This is a genomic window from Microbacterium oxydans (assembly GCF_900095745.1).
In the GTDB taxonomy this organism is placed as follows: Bacteria; Actinomycetota; Actinomycetes; order Actinomycetales; family Microbacteriaceae; genus Microbacterium; species Microbacterium oxydans_B.
The window spans coordinates 455,506-469,239 of sequence record NZ_FMIR01000017.1 but is presented as its reverse complement, the minus strand read 5'-3'; the positions used below and the strand labels follow the sequence as shown (position 1 = coordinate 469,239).

The following is a 13,734-nucleotide window of genomic DNA, read 5'->3' as shown; positions in this document are numbered from 1 at the left end:
GGAGCTGAGCCGGCCCCGCACGGGGCCGGCTCAGCCGCGGGTGTTACTTGTTGACGGTGAAGCCCTGGGCGTTGCCGTACTCGACCAGTGCGTCCTGCCAGGCCGTCAGGCCCTCGTTCAGGTCGGTGCCGTTCTGGTACGACTGGCCCACGGTGTCGCCGAAGATGCTGTTCGCGTACACCTGGTAGGGCAGGTAGCTCCAGTCCTCGACCACGTCGTCGGCTGCGGCCGCGAGGACCTCGTTGATCTTCTGGCCGCCGAAGTACTCCGGAGCATCGGCGAGGAATTCCTCGCTGGAGAGCTCGGCGGTCGTCGACGGGAAGCCGCCTGACTCGAGGAAGATCGAGATGCTCTCCTCCGAGTTGTTCAGCCACCACAGGAAGCCGGCCGCCAACTCCGGGTTCTTGCTCTGCGTCGTGACGGCCTGGCCGCCACCGCCGTTCTCGGCGCTCGCCGGGGTGCCGTCGTAGGTCGGCATCGGGGCGACGCGCCAGTCGCCGGCGCCGTCGGGGGCGCCGGTGATGAGGTTGCCGGGCATCCACGCGCCGATCACGAGGGTGGCGAGGCTGCCGTCACCGAGGCCGCGGAACCACTCGTCGCTCCAGCTGCCGTACGGCGCGACCAGGTCTTCCTCGACGAGGCGGTTCCAGTTCTCGGTCCACTTCTTCGATCCCTCGTCCTGCAGGTCGATCGTGACGTCGGTGCCCGAGGTCTCGAACGGCTTGCCGCCGGCCTGCCAGATCATGGAGGTCGCGAAGCCGGCGTCGCCGGTGTCGTTGGTGATGTAGGCGTCGGGGTTCGCGGCGTGGATCTTCTTCGCCGCCTCGTAGTACTCGTCCCAGGTGGTCGGCACTTCGACGCCCGCGGCGTCGAACACGGTCTTGTTGTAGAACAGCGCCATGGGGCCGGAGTCCTGCGGCAGGCCGTAGATGGCGTCGCCGCTGGTGACCGAGTTCCAGGTGGATGCGGTGTAGTCGTCCTCGAAGTCGGCGAACCCGTACTTCGACAGGTCGGCGAAGGCGTCGGTCAGGGCGAACTGCGGCAAGGCGTAGTACTCGACCTGCACGACGTCGGGGGCTCCGGAGCCCGCCTTGATCGCGTTCTGCAGCTTCGTGTACTCCTCGTTGTTGGTGCCGGCGTTGACGAGGTTGACCTTGACGTTCGGGTATTCCTTCTGGAACGCCTCGACCTGGGCCTCGGCAGACGGCGTCCACGACCAGTACGTGATCTCGCCGCCCTTCTCGAGTGCAGCCTCGACGGAGTCGAAGGAGCCGGATCCGGAACCGGATCCGCTGCCCGCGTCGCCGCCGGTGCTGCAGCCGGCCAGCGCCAGTGCTGCCACGGTTCCTGCGGCGAGCACCGCGAGGGTGCGCCGTGTCGGTGAGGGAAGGTGCTTCATTGCTGTGTCCTTTCGGGGGTGCGGTCCAGCATCGGATCGCGAGGGGGTGAGGAAGGAGTGCGGGGCTACTGCTTGACGCTGCCCGCGGTGAGACCTGACTGCCAGAAGCGCTGCAGCAGCAGGAAGGCGATGACGATCGGGATGATCGTGAGCAGCGAGCCCATGATCACGAGGTTGTAGATCGGCTGGGAGCCGGCGCCGATGGCCTGGGCGCTCCATTGGTTCAGACCGACCGTGAGCGGATACCAGGCGGGATCCGACAGCATGATCAGCGGCAGGAAGTAGTTGTTCCAGGTCGCCACGACCGTGAACAGCGCGACCGTCACGATGCCGGGCGCGAGCAGGCGCATCGAGATCGTGAAGAAGGTCCGGAACTCTCCGGCGCCGTCGATGCGCGCGGCCTCCAGCAGCTCGGTCGGCACGGACTCGGAGGCGAACACCCAGATCAGATACAGCCCGAAGGGGCTGATGAGAGACGGGATGATCACGGCCCAGGGGGTGTTGGTCAGGCCCAGCTCGCTGAACAGCAGGAACGTCGGGACGGCGAGCGCGGTGCCGGGAACGGCGACCGCTCCGAGGACGACGGCGAAGACCGCGCGCCGGCCGGGGAAACGGAACTTCGCGAGGCCGTAGCCGGCCAACGTGGCGAGCAGTGTCGCCCCGCCTGCACCGACGACGACGTACAGGAGCGTGTTGCCGAGCCAGCGCAGGAAGATGCCGTCGCGGTACGAGAACGTGGCGACGAGGTTGTCGAAGAACGCGAAGTCATCGGAGAACCAGAGGCCGAACGAGCTGAAGAGTCCCGCCTGCGTCTTGGTGGAGCTGAACAGCAGCCAGACCAGGGGCACGAGCGTGTACAGCGCGTAGACGATCATGACGATCAGCAGCGTGTTGGACTTGCGCGGGTTCAGCGGATCGTGGCGACGGCGAGAGGGGCGGGCGAGGGGGAGTGCCATGTCAGCGCACCTCCGACTTCGAGCCGCGCAGCTGCACGACGTAGGCGATGACCGCGGTGATGATGCCCATGATGATGGCGATCGTGGCGGCGTAGTTGAACTGCTGTCCGGCGAACGACAGGTTGTAGGCGTACATGTTCGGCGTGAAGAACGTGGTGATCACGTTCGGAGCCAGGGGCCGCAGGATGTTCGGCTCGTTGAAGAGCTGGAAGCTGCCGATGATCGAGAAGATCGTCGCGATCACGAGCGCGCCGCGCACGGAGGGGATCTTGATCGAGAAGATCGTGCGCCATGCCCCCGCGCCGTCGAGGGAGGCGGCCTCGTACATGTCGGTCGGGATGCTCTTGAGCGATGAGTAGAAGATCAGCATGTTGTAGCCGACGAACTCCCACGTGACGATGTTGCCGATCGAGACCAGCATCCATTCCTTGGCGAACGGCGTGATCGCGTCGACTCCGAGGAAGTCGTTGATGTTGCTCGTGAGCCCGAACTGGTCGCCGTAGATGTAGCCCCACATCAGCACCGCCACGACGGCGGGTACCGCGTAGGGCAGGAAGATGAGGATGCGGAAGAACGATGCTCCGCGCAGGCGTGCGCTGTCGATGGCGAGGGCGGCGCCGAGGGCGAGGACCAGCATGATCGGCACCTGCACGACGAGGAAGATCAGCACGCGACCGAACGCCTCCCAGAACTGCGGGTCGGTGAGCGCGCGGACGTAGTTGTCCAGCCCGACGAAGGCGGTGCCGCCGATGAGCTTCTCCTGGAAGAAGCTCAGGTACAGCGCGTAGGCGAGCGGTGTCAGGAACACCAGGGCGAACACGACCATGAACGGGCCGACGAAGGCCCAGCCCTTCCAGTCGCGCTTGTCGCGGCGCCGGATGCCGGGGGCACCCAGGGCGACGGGGGTTTCAGTCGTCATCGACGATTCCTTCTTACGTTCCGGGCGCACCGTGCGCCGTGTGTCAACGTCAACATATGCGATGCGCTGCTAGTGTGTCAACGTCAACATATGAGGGGATGGGTGATCGTGACCCCAGAGCAACCGACAGAGACGTCGGCACGTCGTCGTGAGCCTTCGATGGAAGACGTCGCCCGTGAGGCGGGCGTCTCCGGACAGACGGTCTCTCGCGTCGTGAACGCCAGGGGATACGTCGGCGCCACCACCCGCGAGCGCGTCGAGGCCGCCATGCAGAGCCTCGGCTACCGACCCAACAGTGCCGCCCGCGCGCTGCGATCAGGGCGATTCCGCACCATCGGCGTCGTGATGTTCTCGTTCAGCTCCTACGGCAACCAGCGCACGCTCGACGCGATCGCGGTGCGCGCCGCCCAGCTCGGCTACGCGCTCACCCTCATCCCCGTGGAGTCGAGTGCCGGCGAGACCGTGGCCGGTGCGTTCCGGCGCCTGGAGGAGCACGCGGTCGACGGCATCATCATCGTGATCGAGGCACACCAGCTCGACGAGGCCGACATCGAGATCCCCGATGCCCTGCCCGTGGTGTTCGTCGACTCCAATCGCGGCGAGACGCTTCCGTTCGTCGACACCGACCAGGCGCAGGGTGCGCGGCTGGCGACCGAGCATCTGCTCGAACTCGGACACGACACGGTGTGGCACGTCACCGGTCCCGCGCGCTCGTACTCCGCGGAACGGCGTCGCGATGCCTGGCGGGAGACGCTCGAGAAGCACCGACGCCCGGTGCCGGAACCGTTGCAGGGCGACTGGTCGGCCGCCTCGGGGTACGTGGCGGGTCTCCGGCTCCGTGAGATCGACGGCGTCACCGCGGTGTTCGCGGCGAACGACCAGATGGCGATCGGCGTGCTCCGCGCGTTCCGGGAGGCCGGACGCGAGGTGCCGGGAGATGTGAGCCTCGTCGGATTCGACGGATTGCCGGATGCCGCGCAGCTGTGGCCGCCGCTGACGACCGTGCAGCAGTATCCGGAGCGGGTCGGGGCCCTCGCGGTGGACGCACTGCTCGCCGAGCTCGACGGCACCGGACGTCAGCAGACGCCGCTCGTGAGCACCGAGCTGATCGTGCGCGAGAGCACGGCGGCGCCGCGGAGGCGCTGAGCGCTCAGCGCCAGATCGCGGCGATGGCGGCGTTGGCGGCGGTGAGGATGCCGACGAGCCAGAACACCGCCGGCGGGATGGCTGCTCCGCGGCGCTGACGGCCCAGGCCGATTCCGAGCAGCGCACCGATGACGAGCAGGATCACGAGCTTGACGCCGATCTTGACGTAGTTGAGCTCGTACGAGATTCCCCAGGGGGCGGCGAGAGCGAGGCCGGCGACCGCGGCGATCGCCATGCCGATGTTCATCAGACGAGTGAACTCGCGCTTGCCGCCGAACGCCTGGACCGCCCACGCCCCGAAGAGCACGGCGAAGCCGATGAGGTGGACGAACAGCACGATGTGGCGCAGGGTCTCCATGCCCTCACCGTAGGAGGTGGAGGTCGGTCTGCGCTAGCAAGGTCAGGCTGACCTGCGCAGTCGGGCCCGACTCAGCCGCGCAGCTCCCGGACGACAAGTGCGGTGCGCAGTGCGGCGTCCGCCGCCTCGGCACCCTTGTCCTCCTTGGAGCCTTCGAGGCCCGCGCGGTCGAGGCCCTGCTGCTCGTCATCGAGGGTCAGCACGCCGAACCCGACCGGCTTGCCGGCATCGAGCGCGACGCGGGTGAGGCCGTCGGTGGTCGCCGCCGACACGTACTCGAAGTGCGGGGTGCCGCCGCGGATGATGACGCCGAGTGCGACGACCGCGTCGGCGCCGCCGGCGAAGGCGGCCTGCGCGGCGAGAGCGAGCTCGAACGAGCCGGGCACCCGCACGAGGCGGTGCGAGGCCTGCGCCTCATTCAGCACGCGCTCCGCGCCGGCGATCAGGCCGTTCGAGATGGTCTCGTGCCAGGTGCCGGCGACGATCACGACGTTCAGACCGCGTCCATCGATGTCGCCGGTCTCGGGTGCTCCTGCGCCGCTCATTTCTCGTCCTTCCCGTGGGCGAGCGCCTCTGCGAGTTCCGCTTCGCCGATGATGTGACCCATCCGGTCACGCTTGGTCTCCAGGTACTGATGGTTGTTCGGTCCGACGCCCACGATCAGGGGGACCTGCTCGATGACGTCGAGTCCCAGCTCGCGCAGCTGTTCCACCTTGTCGGTGTTGTTCGTCAGCAGCCGCACCTTCGACACGCCCAGATCGGCGAGGATGCCCGCTGCCGCGGCGTAGTCGCGTGCGTCAGCCGGCAGCCCGAGGGCGAGGTTCGCGTCGACCGTGTCGAGGCCCTCTTCCTGCAGGCTGTAGGCCCGCAGCTTGTTGATGAGGCCGATGCCGCGTCCCTCGTGCCCGCGCATGTAGATGACGACGCCGCCCTGCTTCTCGATCGCATCGAGCGCCGAGTCCAGTTGCGGTCCGCACTCGCACTTCAGCGAGCCGAACGCCTCGCCGGTCAGGCACTCCGAGTGCACGCGCACGAGGGCCGTCTCGCCGAGCTCGCCCGAGACGACGGCGATGTGGTCGGTCCCCGTCACCCGGTCCTTGTAGGCGAGGAACCGGAAGACCCCGTGGGTCGTCGGCACCGTGGCGTCAGCGCGCAGGCTCACGCGGCGCCCGCGATGCGCCGAGGGAGTGGCGCCTTCGGGATCGATCTCGTTGAGGTGCGCGATGAGCTGCTCGATCGTGATGACCGGCACGCCGTCGCGCGCTCCGAGGTCGATCAGGCCGGGGAGACGCATCATGCTGCCGTCTTCGGCGACCACCTCGGCGATCGCACCGACCGGCCGCAGGCCCGCGAGCTTCATCAGCTCGACGGCGGCCTCGGTGTGACCGCTGCGCTCGCGCACGCCGCCGTCGACGGCGCGCAGCGGCAGGACGTGGCCCGGACGGATGATGCTGGTCGCCGTCGATCCCGGGTTCGCCAGCACGTTCAGCGTGTGCGCGCGGTCGTGGGCGCTGATGCCGGTGGTGACGCCCTCGGCCGCGTCCACACTCACCGTGTAGGCGGTGGAGCGGGCGTCTTCGCTGGCGGCCACCATCGGCGGCAGGTTCAGATGGTCGGCGAGGTCGGTCGGCATCGGCGCGCAGATGAAGCCGGACGACCAGCGCACCGTCCACGCCACCCATTCGGGCGTGGCCAGCTCAGCCGACAGGATCACGTCGCCCTCGTTCTCGCGATTCTCGTCGTCAGCGACGAGCACGGGGCGCCCGGCGCGCAGCGCCTCCAGGGCCTCGGCGATGGTGGAAAGGCTCATCGCGAGCCTCCTTCCGGTGCGGCGCGGAACGCGAGCAGGCGCTCGACGTGACGGGCGAGGATGTCGGTCTCGAGGTTCACACGGTCGCCGACCGCTCGGCTGCCGAGGGTGGTCGCGGCGAGGGTCTCCGGGATCAGCGAGACCTCGAACCACGGGGAGGGGTCGGCGGGCTCGCTGACGGCACTCACGGTCAGTGACGTTCCGTCGACCGAGATGGAGCCCTTGTCGACCACGAGCGGGGCGAGGTCAGTCGGCAGGCTGATGCGCAGCACGCTCCACTGGGCACCGGGTCGCACCTCGAGCACGTCGCCGACTCCGTCGACATGACCCTGCACGATGTGTCCGCCCAGTCGTGCACCGACAGGCATGGCCTTCTCGATGTTGACGCGGGTGCCGACCGTCGCCGAGCCGATCGCGGCGACGTCGAGCGTCTGCTTCATCACGTCGGTGTCGAAGGTGTCGGCAGTCGAGCCGACGACCGTGAGGCACACGCCCGAGACGGCGATGGACTCGCCGTGCACGGCATCCGCTGCCGCGCGGGGGGCGCGCACGGTCAGGCGCCAGCCGTCGCCCGCGGGCGCGATCGCGGTGATCTCGCCCATCTCCTCGATGATTCCGGTGAACATCAGGCGGCTCCTTCGTTCTGGTTCTGAGGGTCTGTCGGTGCTGCGGGGCGTGCGACGGCGAGCAGATCGGGTCCGAGGGGGACCCATTCGTCGATCGTGAGGCGGCGCGCATGGTCGATCGATGCGACGCCGATGTCGCCGAGGGCGAGCTTGTCGCCGCCGAGCAGCACCGGCGCGATGTAGGCGAGCACCCGGTCGGCTAGGCCCGCCTGGATGAAGGCGCTGGCCAGGGTCGGCCCACCCTCGACGAAGACGCGCTGGATGCCACGCGCGTGCAGATCGGCGGTCACCGCGTGCAGATCGTGGGTGTCGTAGAAGAGTGGGGAGTGCGGATGACGGTGCACGGCGGCGTCCGTCGGCGTCGGGCGCGAACCGATGACGACCGGGACGGGCTGGTGCGGCAGCAGAGCGTCGCCGTCGCGGGCGGTGAGAGCCGGGTCGTCGGCGAGCACGGTGCCGGTGCCGACGACGATCGCGTCGGCCTCCGCGCGGCGGTGGTGCACGTCGGCCCGAGCGGCCGGTCCCGTGATCCACTGGCTCGAGCCGTCGGCGGCAGCGGCGCGACCGTCGAGGCTCTGCGCCCACTTGACCGTGATGTGCGGGCGTCCCAGGCGTTGTGCCGTCAGCCAGCCGTCGATCAGGGCATGCGCGGCATCCGCCTGCTCACCCGAGTCGACGTCGACGCCGGCGGCGCGCAGGCGCTCCGCTCCGCCTCCTGATTCGGCGCCGGGATCGTCGAGGGCGTACACGACTCTGGCGACCCCTGCCTCGATCAGCGCGACGGCGCAGGGCCCGGTGCGTCCGGTGTGATTGCAGGGCTCGAGCGTCACGACGGCAGTGGCGCCGCGGGCGTCGCCGGGTGCGAGCTTCGAGAGCGCGTCGACCTCGGCGTGCGGTGTCCCGGCTCCCTGATGCCAGCCCTCGGCGAGGACCGTGCCATCGGGGGAGAGGATGACCGCGCCGACCTGCGGGTTCGCCCCGCGCGGTCCGCGCGTGGCGAGCTGGAGCGCGCGATCCATCGCGCTGCGCTCTGCCGCGTTCACTGCCATCCGTCGTCCTCCTCTGAGGCTCCGGGGTCAGACAGGGATGGCGGAACGGACGCACGGATGCGTCTCGTGCTGCCTCCCTTCCGGACTAGCGAGGTCTCCCTCGCATCACCGTCGGTCCCGGAATTTCACCGGATCGGCATCCCGATCTCTCGAGACGCTCGCGGACTGTCACCGCCGGTTCGGATTCCCACCGACCCCGGAGCACGTTGTTGTTCTGAGTGTACTCAACGCATCTGCGCGCATTTCATTCCGAGACATGGACCGGGAGGGCCCGGAAGGGCGAGGTCACTTCAACAGTCGAGAGAGACGACGGTCGGCGAGCACCTTGCCGCCGGTCTGGCACGTGGGGCAGTACTCGAGGGAGCGGTCGGCGAAGAACACGCTGCGGACGGTGTCACCGCAGACGGGGCATGCCTCGCCGCGACGCGCATGCACCTGCATCCCCCGTCGCTTGGCGTCTTTGAGGTCGGCGGGCGGTTTGCCCGATGCCTCGGCGACCGCCTCGGTGAGCGTCTCGCGCATCGCTTCGTACAGGCGGTCGATCTCGGCATCGTCGAGCTTTCCCGCGATCGCGTACGGCGACATCCGGGCGGCGTGCAGGATCTCGTCGGAGTACGCGTTGCCGATCCCCGCGATCACCGCCTGGTCGCGCAGCAGTCCCTTGATCTGCATCCGCCGGTCTTCCAGCAGCGCAGCGAACGTGCCGCGGTCGAAGGCGGGGTCGAGCGGGTCGGGGCCGAGCCGCGCGATGCCCGGCACCTCCTGCGGATCACGGACCACGTACACCGCGAGCGACTTCTTCGTTCCGGCCTCGGTCAGGTCGAAACCGCTGTCGTCATCGAGCGCGACGCGCAGAGCGATCGGCGACTTGCCGGGTTTGATGAGCGTCGTCGGCAGCGTCTCATACCAGCGCAGCCACCCGGCCTTCGCGAGGTGGAACACGAGATGCAGCTCGTCGCCGCACGACAGCACCACGAACTTTCCGAGCCGGACGGCGGCCGTGATCGTCGCGCCCTGCAACGCGGTGATGGGCGGATCGTAGGTCTTCAGCGCGGCGATCGCCGCGACGCTGGCGCGCGTGATCGTGCGCCCCACGGCGCGGTCGGCGAGGAACGTGGTCAGGCCTTGGACTTCCGGCATCTCCGGCATGCGTTCATCCTGTCATCGGCCGCCGACACTGTCACCCGGTGGGCGTGCGTCTCAGAGGATCGGCCAGTCCACCGGCGTGCGGTCGTCATCAGGCAGCAGGCCGGCGATCCACCCGTCGTCACGACCGCGCGGACTCGTGAGCGCCTGCCGCTGCAGACCCTCGTAGCGGAAGCCGAGCGCGCGGGCGGCGCGGGCGGAAGGGACGTTCCCGGCCACGGCCTGCCAGCGGAGGCGGACGAGCCCGAGCTCGGTGAAACCCCAATCGATCACGGCGCGGGCAGCTTCCGCGAGATGGCCCTTGCCCCGGGCGGCCGGGGTCACCCAGTACCCGAGTTCTGCGCTCCCGCCCGTAAAGTGATCGGCGATACCGTGCAGACCGATCATGCCCACGAGCTCGTCGTCGGCGTACATACCCCAGACCGCCTCCGAGCCGTCGACCCACGACCCCGCGACGAGACGCACGAAGTGCTCCGCATCCTCGCGGTTGTAGGGGCTCGGAACCGTCGTCCAGCGCGCGATCTCCGGATCCTGGCACGCCTGCGTGATCGCATCGATGTCCGCCTCCGTCGGTGCATGCAGGACGAGACGTTCGGTGGTCAGGGCGACGGATTCCATCCCGACAGCCTATTGAGGTCGGCGCCCTCTGGACGAGCGGGCGGGCCGGAGTGTCCGTGGGCGCGACTAGTCTTATCCGGTGACTGTTCCGGGGATTCTGCGCGCCTTGGAAGAGGCGTCTCTGTACCGTGACGCCCTGCAGTGGGCGCACACCGATGCCGACCTCGGCCTGGTCGACGGGCTCGATGCGCCGGCGCTCGCCGGTCTGCTGGAGAAGCGCGCTGCGACGGGGCACCCCCCTGCGCTCCTCGCCGTCGTCCCCACCGGGCGGCGTGCCGAGAGCCTGGCGCTGGCGATGCACGCCTACCTGCCCACAGCCGACATCCTGACGTTCCCGGCCTGGGAGACGCTGCCGCACGAGCGCCTGAGCCCCAGCGTCGACACGGTCGGCCAGCGCCTGCAGACGCTGCGCCGCATCGCCGAGTGGACCGGTGACCATCCGCTCGTGGTCGTCGCGTCCGTGCGGGCTGCGCTCCAGCCGATCGCGGGCAACCTCGGGGAGATCGCGCCGCTCGAGCTCGCCGTCGGCAGCAGGGGCAACGATCTCGACCGCGTCGTCGAGCAGCTCGTGGAGCGGGCATACTCCCGCGTCGACATGGTGTCGCGTCGCGGCGAGTTCGCCGTGCGCGGGGGCATCCTCGACGTCTTCCCTCCGGTCTCGGAGCACCCGTTCCGCGTCGAGTTCTTCGGCGACGAGATCGACCAGATCCGCGCCTTCTCCGTCGCCGATCAGCGCTCGCTCCCGGGTGACGTTCCCGGCGTCGACCTTCCGCCCAGCCGCGAGCTGCTGCTGACCGCCGACGTCCGCGATCGCGCGCGTGGCCTGATCGAGGGCTTCCCGGCGATCCGGGGGATGCTCGAGAAGATGGCCGAGGGCATCCCGGTCGAGGGCATGGAATCGCTCCTGCCCGCGGTCGCGGGACCGCTGAAGTCTCTGGCCGAGTATCTGCCGGCGGGGGCGGCGACCGCCGTCGTCGATCCCGACCGCTCCACCGCGCGCGCGATCACTCTGGGCGACACGAACCGCGAGTTCCTCGATGCCGCCTGGAGCGCGGCCACGTCCGGTGCGTCGGCGCCCATCGATCTCGGTGCCGGCGACTTCCTCACGATCGCCGAACTGCGCGAGGGCGTGCGCGACCGGGGTGGCGTCTGGTGGCAGCTGAGCCCCTTCGGCATCAGCGTCGGCGACGGCGATGCGGCCTCCGATGCGGATGCCGCCACCCTCGGCGCCGCCATCATCCCGTCGTTCCACGGCAACGTCGACGGGGCCATCTCGTTCGTCGAGGCCAAGGTCACCGACGGCTGGCGCGTGGTGGTGATCGCGGCCGGCAGTGGTCTGGTCGATCGTGCACGTGATGTGCTGTCCGACCGCGGCCTCGCGGCTCGCGTCGTCGAGAGTCTCACGGATGCGCCGGAGGCCGGTGTCGCGACGCTGGTCACGGGGTCGGTCGAAGCCGGATTCCAGGTGCCGGAGGCGAAGCTCGCCGTCCTCACCGACAACGAGTTCTACGGACGCACGATCGGTGGCGACCAGCGGGTCGTCAAGAAGCTCGCCTCCCGTCGCAAGAACGTCGTCGACCCGCTGCAGCTGAAGCAGGGCGACTTCGTGGTGCACGCCACCCACGGCATCGGGCGGTTCGTCGAGATGACGCAGCGCGAGGTGTCCACCGGTGGTCGCAACGCGACCAAGTCCGTGCGCGACTATCTCATCCTCGAATACGCCCCCTCCAAGCGCGGCTACCCCGGCGACAAGCTGTACGTCCCCACGGATCAGCTCGACTCCCTCTCGAAGTACGTCGGCGGTGAGGCCCCGACCCTCTCGAAGATGGGCGGCAGCGACTGGTCGCAGGCCAAGGGCAAGGCTCGCAAGGCCGTGCGCGACATCGCGGTCGAGCTCGTGAAGCTGTACTCCGCACGCATGAGCGCCAAGGGCCATGCTTTCGGCCCGGACACGCCCTGGCAGCGCGAACTCGAAGAGGCCTTCCCGTTCGCCGAGACGCTGGACCAGCTGCAGACGATCGACGAGATCAAAGCCGACATGGAGCGGCCGATCCCGATGGACCGGCTGCTCTCGGGCGACGTCGGCTTCGGCAAGACCGAGGTCGCCGTGCGCGCGGCGTTCAAGGCGATCCAAGACGGCAAGCAGGTCGCGATGCTCGTGCCGACGACGCTCCTGGTCAAGCAGCACATGGAGACGTTCACCGAGCGCTTCGCCGGTTTCCCGGTGAAGGTGCGCGCGCTGTCGCGCTTCCAGACCGACAAGGAGGTCAGGCTCACTCTCCAGGGGCTGCTGGAGGGCTCCGTCGACATGATCATCGGCACCCACCGCATCCTGACGGAGGGGGTCATCTTCAAGGACCTCGGTCTGATGATCATCGACGAGGAGCAGCGGTTCGGCGTCGAGCACAAAGACGCGCTGAAGAAGCTGAAGACCAACGTCGACATCCTCGCCATGAGCGCCACCCCGATCCCGCGCACGCTGGAGATGGCGGTCACGGGCATCCGGGAGATGTCCACGCTCGCGACACCTCCGGAGGACCGGCATCCGATCCTCTCGTTCGTCGGACCCCGCAGCGACAAGCAGATCGCCGCGGCCATCCGGCGCGAGATCCTGCGCGAGGGCCAGATCTTCTTCGTGCACAACCGCGTGCAGTCCATCCAGCGCGTCGCGGCGCAGCTGGCGGAACTCGTTCCCGAGGCGCGCATCGCCGTCGCCCACGGGCAGCTGGGCGAACACCAGCTCGAACAGGTCGTCGACGACTTCTGGGAGCGCAAGTTCGACGTGCTCGTCTCGACCACCATCATCGAGACCGGCCTCGACATCTCGAACGCGAACACGATCATCATCGACCGCGCCGACAAATACGGCCTCAGCCAGCTGCACCAGCTCCGCGGCCGCGTCGGGCGAGGGCGCGAGCGGGCGTACGCGTACTTCCTCTACGACGAGATGAAGCCGCTCTCCGAGACCGCCGCCGACCGCCTGCAGACCATCGCGGTCAACAACGAGCTCGGCTCGGGCATGCAGGTCGCGCTGAAGGACCTCGAGCTCCGCGGCGCGGGCAACATGCTCGGCGCCGAGCAGGCCGGACACATCGCCGGCGTCGGCTTCGACCTGTATCTGCGCATGATCGGCGAGGCGGTGGCGACGTTCCGCGGCGACGAGGTCGAGACGGGGCAGGAGCTGCGGCTCGAACTGCCGCTCGATGCCCGGATCCCCGAGTACTACATCGACAGCGAGCGACTGCGCCTCGAGGCGTATCAGAAGCTGTCGGCGGCCTCGGCGGCCACGGCGAAGGACGGCGCCATCGACCTCGTGATCGAAGAACTCGTCGACCGCTACGGCACGCCTCCCGAAGAGGTCGAGGGGCTTCTGGCGATCTCGCGGCTGCGTCGTCGGGCTGCGCGCGCCGGATTGACGGATGTGGTCGTGATGGGTTCGAACCTGCGCATCGCGCCGGCGCGGCTCGAGGACTCGATCAAGGTGCGGCTGCAGCGGCTGTACCCGAAGGCGAAGCTCGTGGCCGGGGGAGAGGCGCTGGTCGTCCCGATGCCCACGGTTCCCGCCGCTGTAGGTGTGGGGCTCGAGCCGTTGCCCGACACTCAGCTCCTCGAATGGGTCGAGCAGCTGTTCACTGCCATCTTCCCGGAGCCCGCCAAAGCCGAGTAACGTGCGGCGGCTGCTTTCACGGCTGCGGCGGGACTAGTCT

General features: G+C 68.9%; 12 protein-coding genes and 1 riboswitch. Of the genes, 2 read left to right on the top strand and 10 right to left on the bottom strand.

Going from position 1 to position 13,734, the window contains the following annotated elements; translation table 11 throughout:
• Positions 1–43: 43 nt before the first annotated feature.
• The 3 genes from BQ2383_RS12570 to BQ2383_RS12560 form a co-directional block, all read right to left on the bottom strand.
• Entirely contained in the window at positions 44–1,399 is a 1,356-nt protein-coding gene (locus BQ2383_RS12570; protein ID WP_091034384.1) for an ABC transporter substrate-binding protein, read from the bottom strand.
• A 65-nt stretch (positions 1,400–1,464) separates the two neighbouring features.
• Positions 1,465–2,355 carry a carbohydrate ABC transporter permease gene (locus tag BQ2383_RS12565; RefSeq protein WP_051662277.1) on the bottom strand — a complete coding sequence of 297 codons (891 nt, stop codon included), beginning with the start codon at positions 2,353–2,355 and terminating at the stop codon, positions 1,465–1,467.
• Position 2,356: 1 nt separating this feature from the next.
• Positions 2,357–3,274 (bottom strand): carbohydrate ABC transporter permease, encoded by a 918-nt coding sequence (locus BQ2383_RS12560; protein WP_091034380.1) that lies wholly within the window; start codon positions 3,272–3,274, stop codon positions 2,357–2,359.
• A 159-nt stretch (positions 3,275–3,433) separates the two neighbouring features.
• Here BQ2383_RS12560 and BQ2383_RS12555 point away from each other — a divergent pair, with 159 nt between their 5' ends.
• A complete protein-coding gene (locus BQ2383_RS12555) occupies positions 3,434–4,420 on the top strand; it encodes a LacI family DNA-binding transcriptional regulator (protein ID WP_091034378.1) in 987 nt (328 codons plus the stop codon).
• Positions 4,421–4,424: 4 nt separating this feature from the next.
• Here the strand turns inward: BQ2383_RS12555 and BQ2383_RS12550 are convergent, their stop codons facing one another.
• The 7 genes from BQ2383_RS12550 to BQ2383_RS12520 all read right to left on the bottom strand — a co-directional run bounded on the left by BQ2383_RS12550 (position 4,425) and on the right by BQ2383_RS12520 (position 10,027).
• Positions 4,425–4,778, bottom strand: a complete 354-nt coding sequence (locus BQ2383_RS12550) for a hypothetical protein (protein WP_029263008.1) — start codon at positions 4,776–4,778, stop codon at positions 4,425–4,427.
• Between the two features lie 71 nt (positions 4,779–4,849).
• Positions 4,850–5,323 carry a 6,7-dimethyl-8-ribityllumazine synthase gene (ribH, locus tag BQ2383_RS12545; RefSeq protein WP_029263007.1) on the bottom strand — a complete coding sequence of 158 codons (474 nt, stop codon included), beginning with the start codon at positions 5,321–5,323 and terminating at the stop codon, positions 4,850–4,852.
• The gene (ribA, locus tag BQ2383_RS12540) at positions 5,320–6,588 is read right to left on the bottom strand and encodes a GTP cyclohydrolase II (protein ID WP_091034375.1); all 1,269 of its coding nucleotides are present in this window, start codon (positions 6,586–6,588) and stop codon (positions 5,320–5,322) included. Before ribA ends, ribH begins: the two co-directional genes overlap by 4 nt.
• A complete protein-coding gene (locus BQ2383_RS12535) occupies positions 6,585–7,214 on the bottom strand; it encodes a riboflavin synthase (protein ID WP_091034373.1) in 630 nt (209 codons plus the stop codon). Before BQ2383_RS12535 ends, ribA begins: the two co-directional genes overlap by 4 nt.
• The gene (gene ribD, locus BQ2383_RS12530) at positions 7,214–8,263 is read right to left on the bottom strand and encodes a bifunctional diaminohydroxyphosphoribosylaminopyrimidine deaminase/5-amino-6-(5-phosphoribosylamino)uracil reductase RibD (RefSeq protein ID WP_091034370.1); all 1,050 of its coding nucleotides are present in this window, start codon (positions 8,261–8,263) and stop codon (positions 7,214–7,216) included. Before ribD ends, BQ2383_RS12535 begins: the two co-directional genes overlap by 1 nt.
• A 63-nt stretch (positions 8,264–8,326) precedes the next feature.
• Positions 8,327–8,471, bottom strand: a riboswitch (FMN riboswitch).
• A 77-nt stretch (positions 8,472–8,548) separates the two neighbouring features.
• Positions 8,549–9,412 carry an Fpg/Nei family DNA glycosylase gene (locus BQ2383_RS12525; RefSeq protein ID WP_091034369.1) on the bottom strand — a complete coding sequence of 288 codons (864 nt, stop codon included), beginning with the start codon at positions 9,410–9,412 and terminating at the stop codon, positions 8,549–8,551.
• Between the two features lie 51 nt (positions 9,413–9,463).
• Complete coding sequence (locus tag BQ2383_RS12520) at positions 9,464–10,027, bottom strand: GNAT family N-acetyltransferase (protein WP_091034366.1); 564 nt, start codon at positions 10,025–10,027, stop codon at positions 9,464–9,466.
• Between the two features lie 79 nt (positions 10,028–10,106).
• Between BQ2383_RS12520 and mfd the strand changes: the two genes are divergently transcribed.
• A complete protein-coding gene (gene mfd, locus BQ2383_RS12515) occupies positions 10,107–13,694 on the top strand; it encodes a transcription-repair coupling factor (protein WP_091034364.1) in 3,588 nt (1,195 codons plus the stop codon).
• Positions 13,695–13,734 lie beyond the last annotated feature (40 nt).

What these genes read in the sequence shown, in the direction of transcription:
- BQ2383_RS12570 (WP_091034384.1), bottom strand. Translation starts at nt 1,399, where the DNA reads ATGAAGCACCTTCCCTCACCGACACGGCGCACCCTCGCGGTGCTCGCC.
- BQ2383_RS12565 (WP_051662277.1), bottom strand. Translation starts at nt 2,355, where the DNA reads ATGGCACTCCCCCTCGCCCGCCCCTCTCGCCGTCGCCACGATCCGCTG.
- BQ2383_RS12560 (WP_091034380.1), bottom strand. Translation starts at nt 3,274, where the DNA reads ATGACGACTGAAACCCCCGTCGCCCTGGGTGCCCCCGGCATCCGGCGC.
- BQ2383_RS12555 (WP_091034378.1), top strand. Translation starts at nt 3,434, where the DNA reads ATGGAAGACGTCGCCCGTGAGGCGGGCGTCTCCGGACAGACGGTCTCT.
- BQ2383_RS12550 (WP_029263008.1), bottom strand. Translation starts at nt 4,778, where the DNA reads ATGGAGACCCTGCGCCACATCGTGCTGTTCGTCCACCTCATCGGCTTC.
- ribH (WP_029263007.1), bottom strand. Translation starts at nt 5,323, where the DNA reads ATGAGCGGCGCAGGAGCACCCGAGACCGGCGACATCGATGGACGCGGT.
- ribA (WP_091034375.1), bottom strand. Translation starts at nt 6,588, where the DNA reads ATGAGCCTTTCCACCATCGCCGAGGCCCTGGAGGCGCTGCGCGCCGGG.
- BQ2383_RS12535 (WP_091034373.1), bottom strand. Translation starts at nt 7,214, where the DNA reads ATGTTCACCGGAATCATCGAGGAGATGGGCGAGATCACCGCGATCGCG.
- ribD (WP_091034370.1), bottom strand. Translation starts at nt 8,263, where the DNA reads ATGGCAGTGAACGCGGCAGAGCGCAGCGCGATGGATCGCGCGCTCCAG.
- BQ2383_RS12525 (WP_091034369.1), bottom strand. Translation starts at nt 9,412, where the DNA reads ATGCCGGAGATGCCGGAAGTCCAAGGCCTGACCACGTTCCTCGCCGAC.
- BQ2383_RS12520 (WP_091034366.1), bottom strand. Translation starts at nt 10,027, where the DNA reads ATGGAATCCGTCGCCCTGACCACCGAACGTCTCGTCCTGCATGCACCG.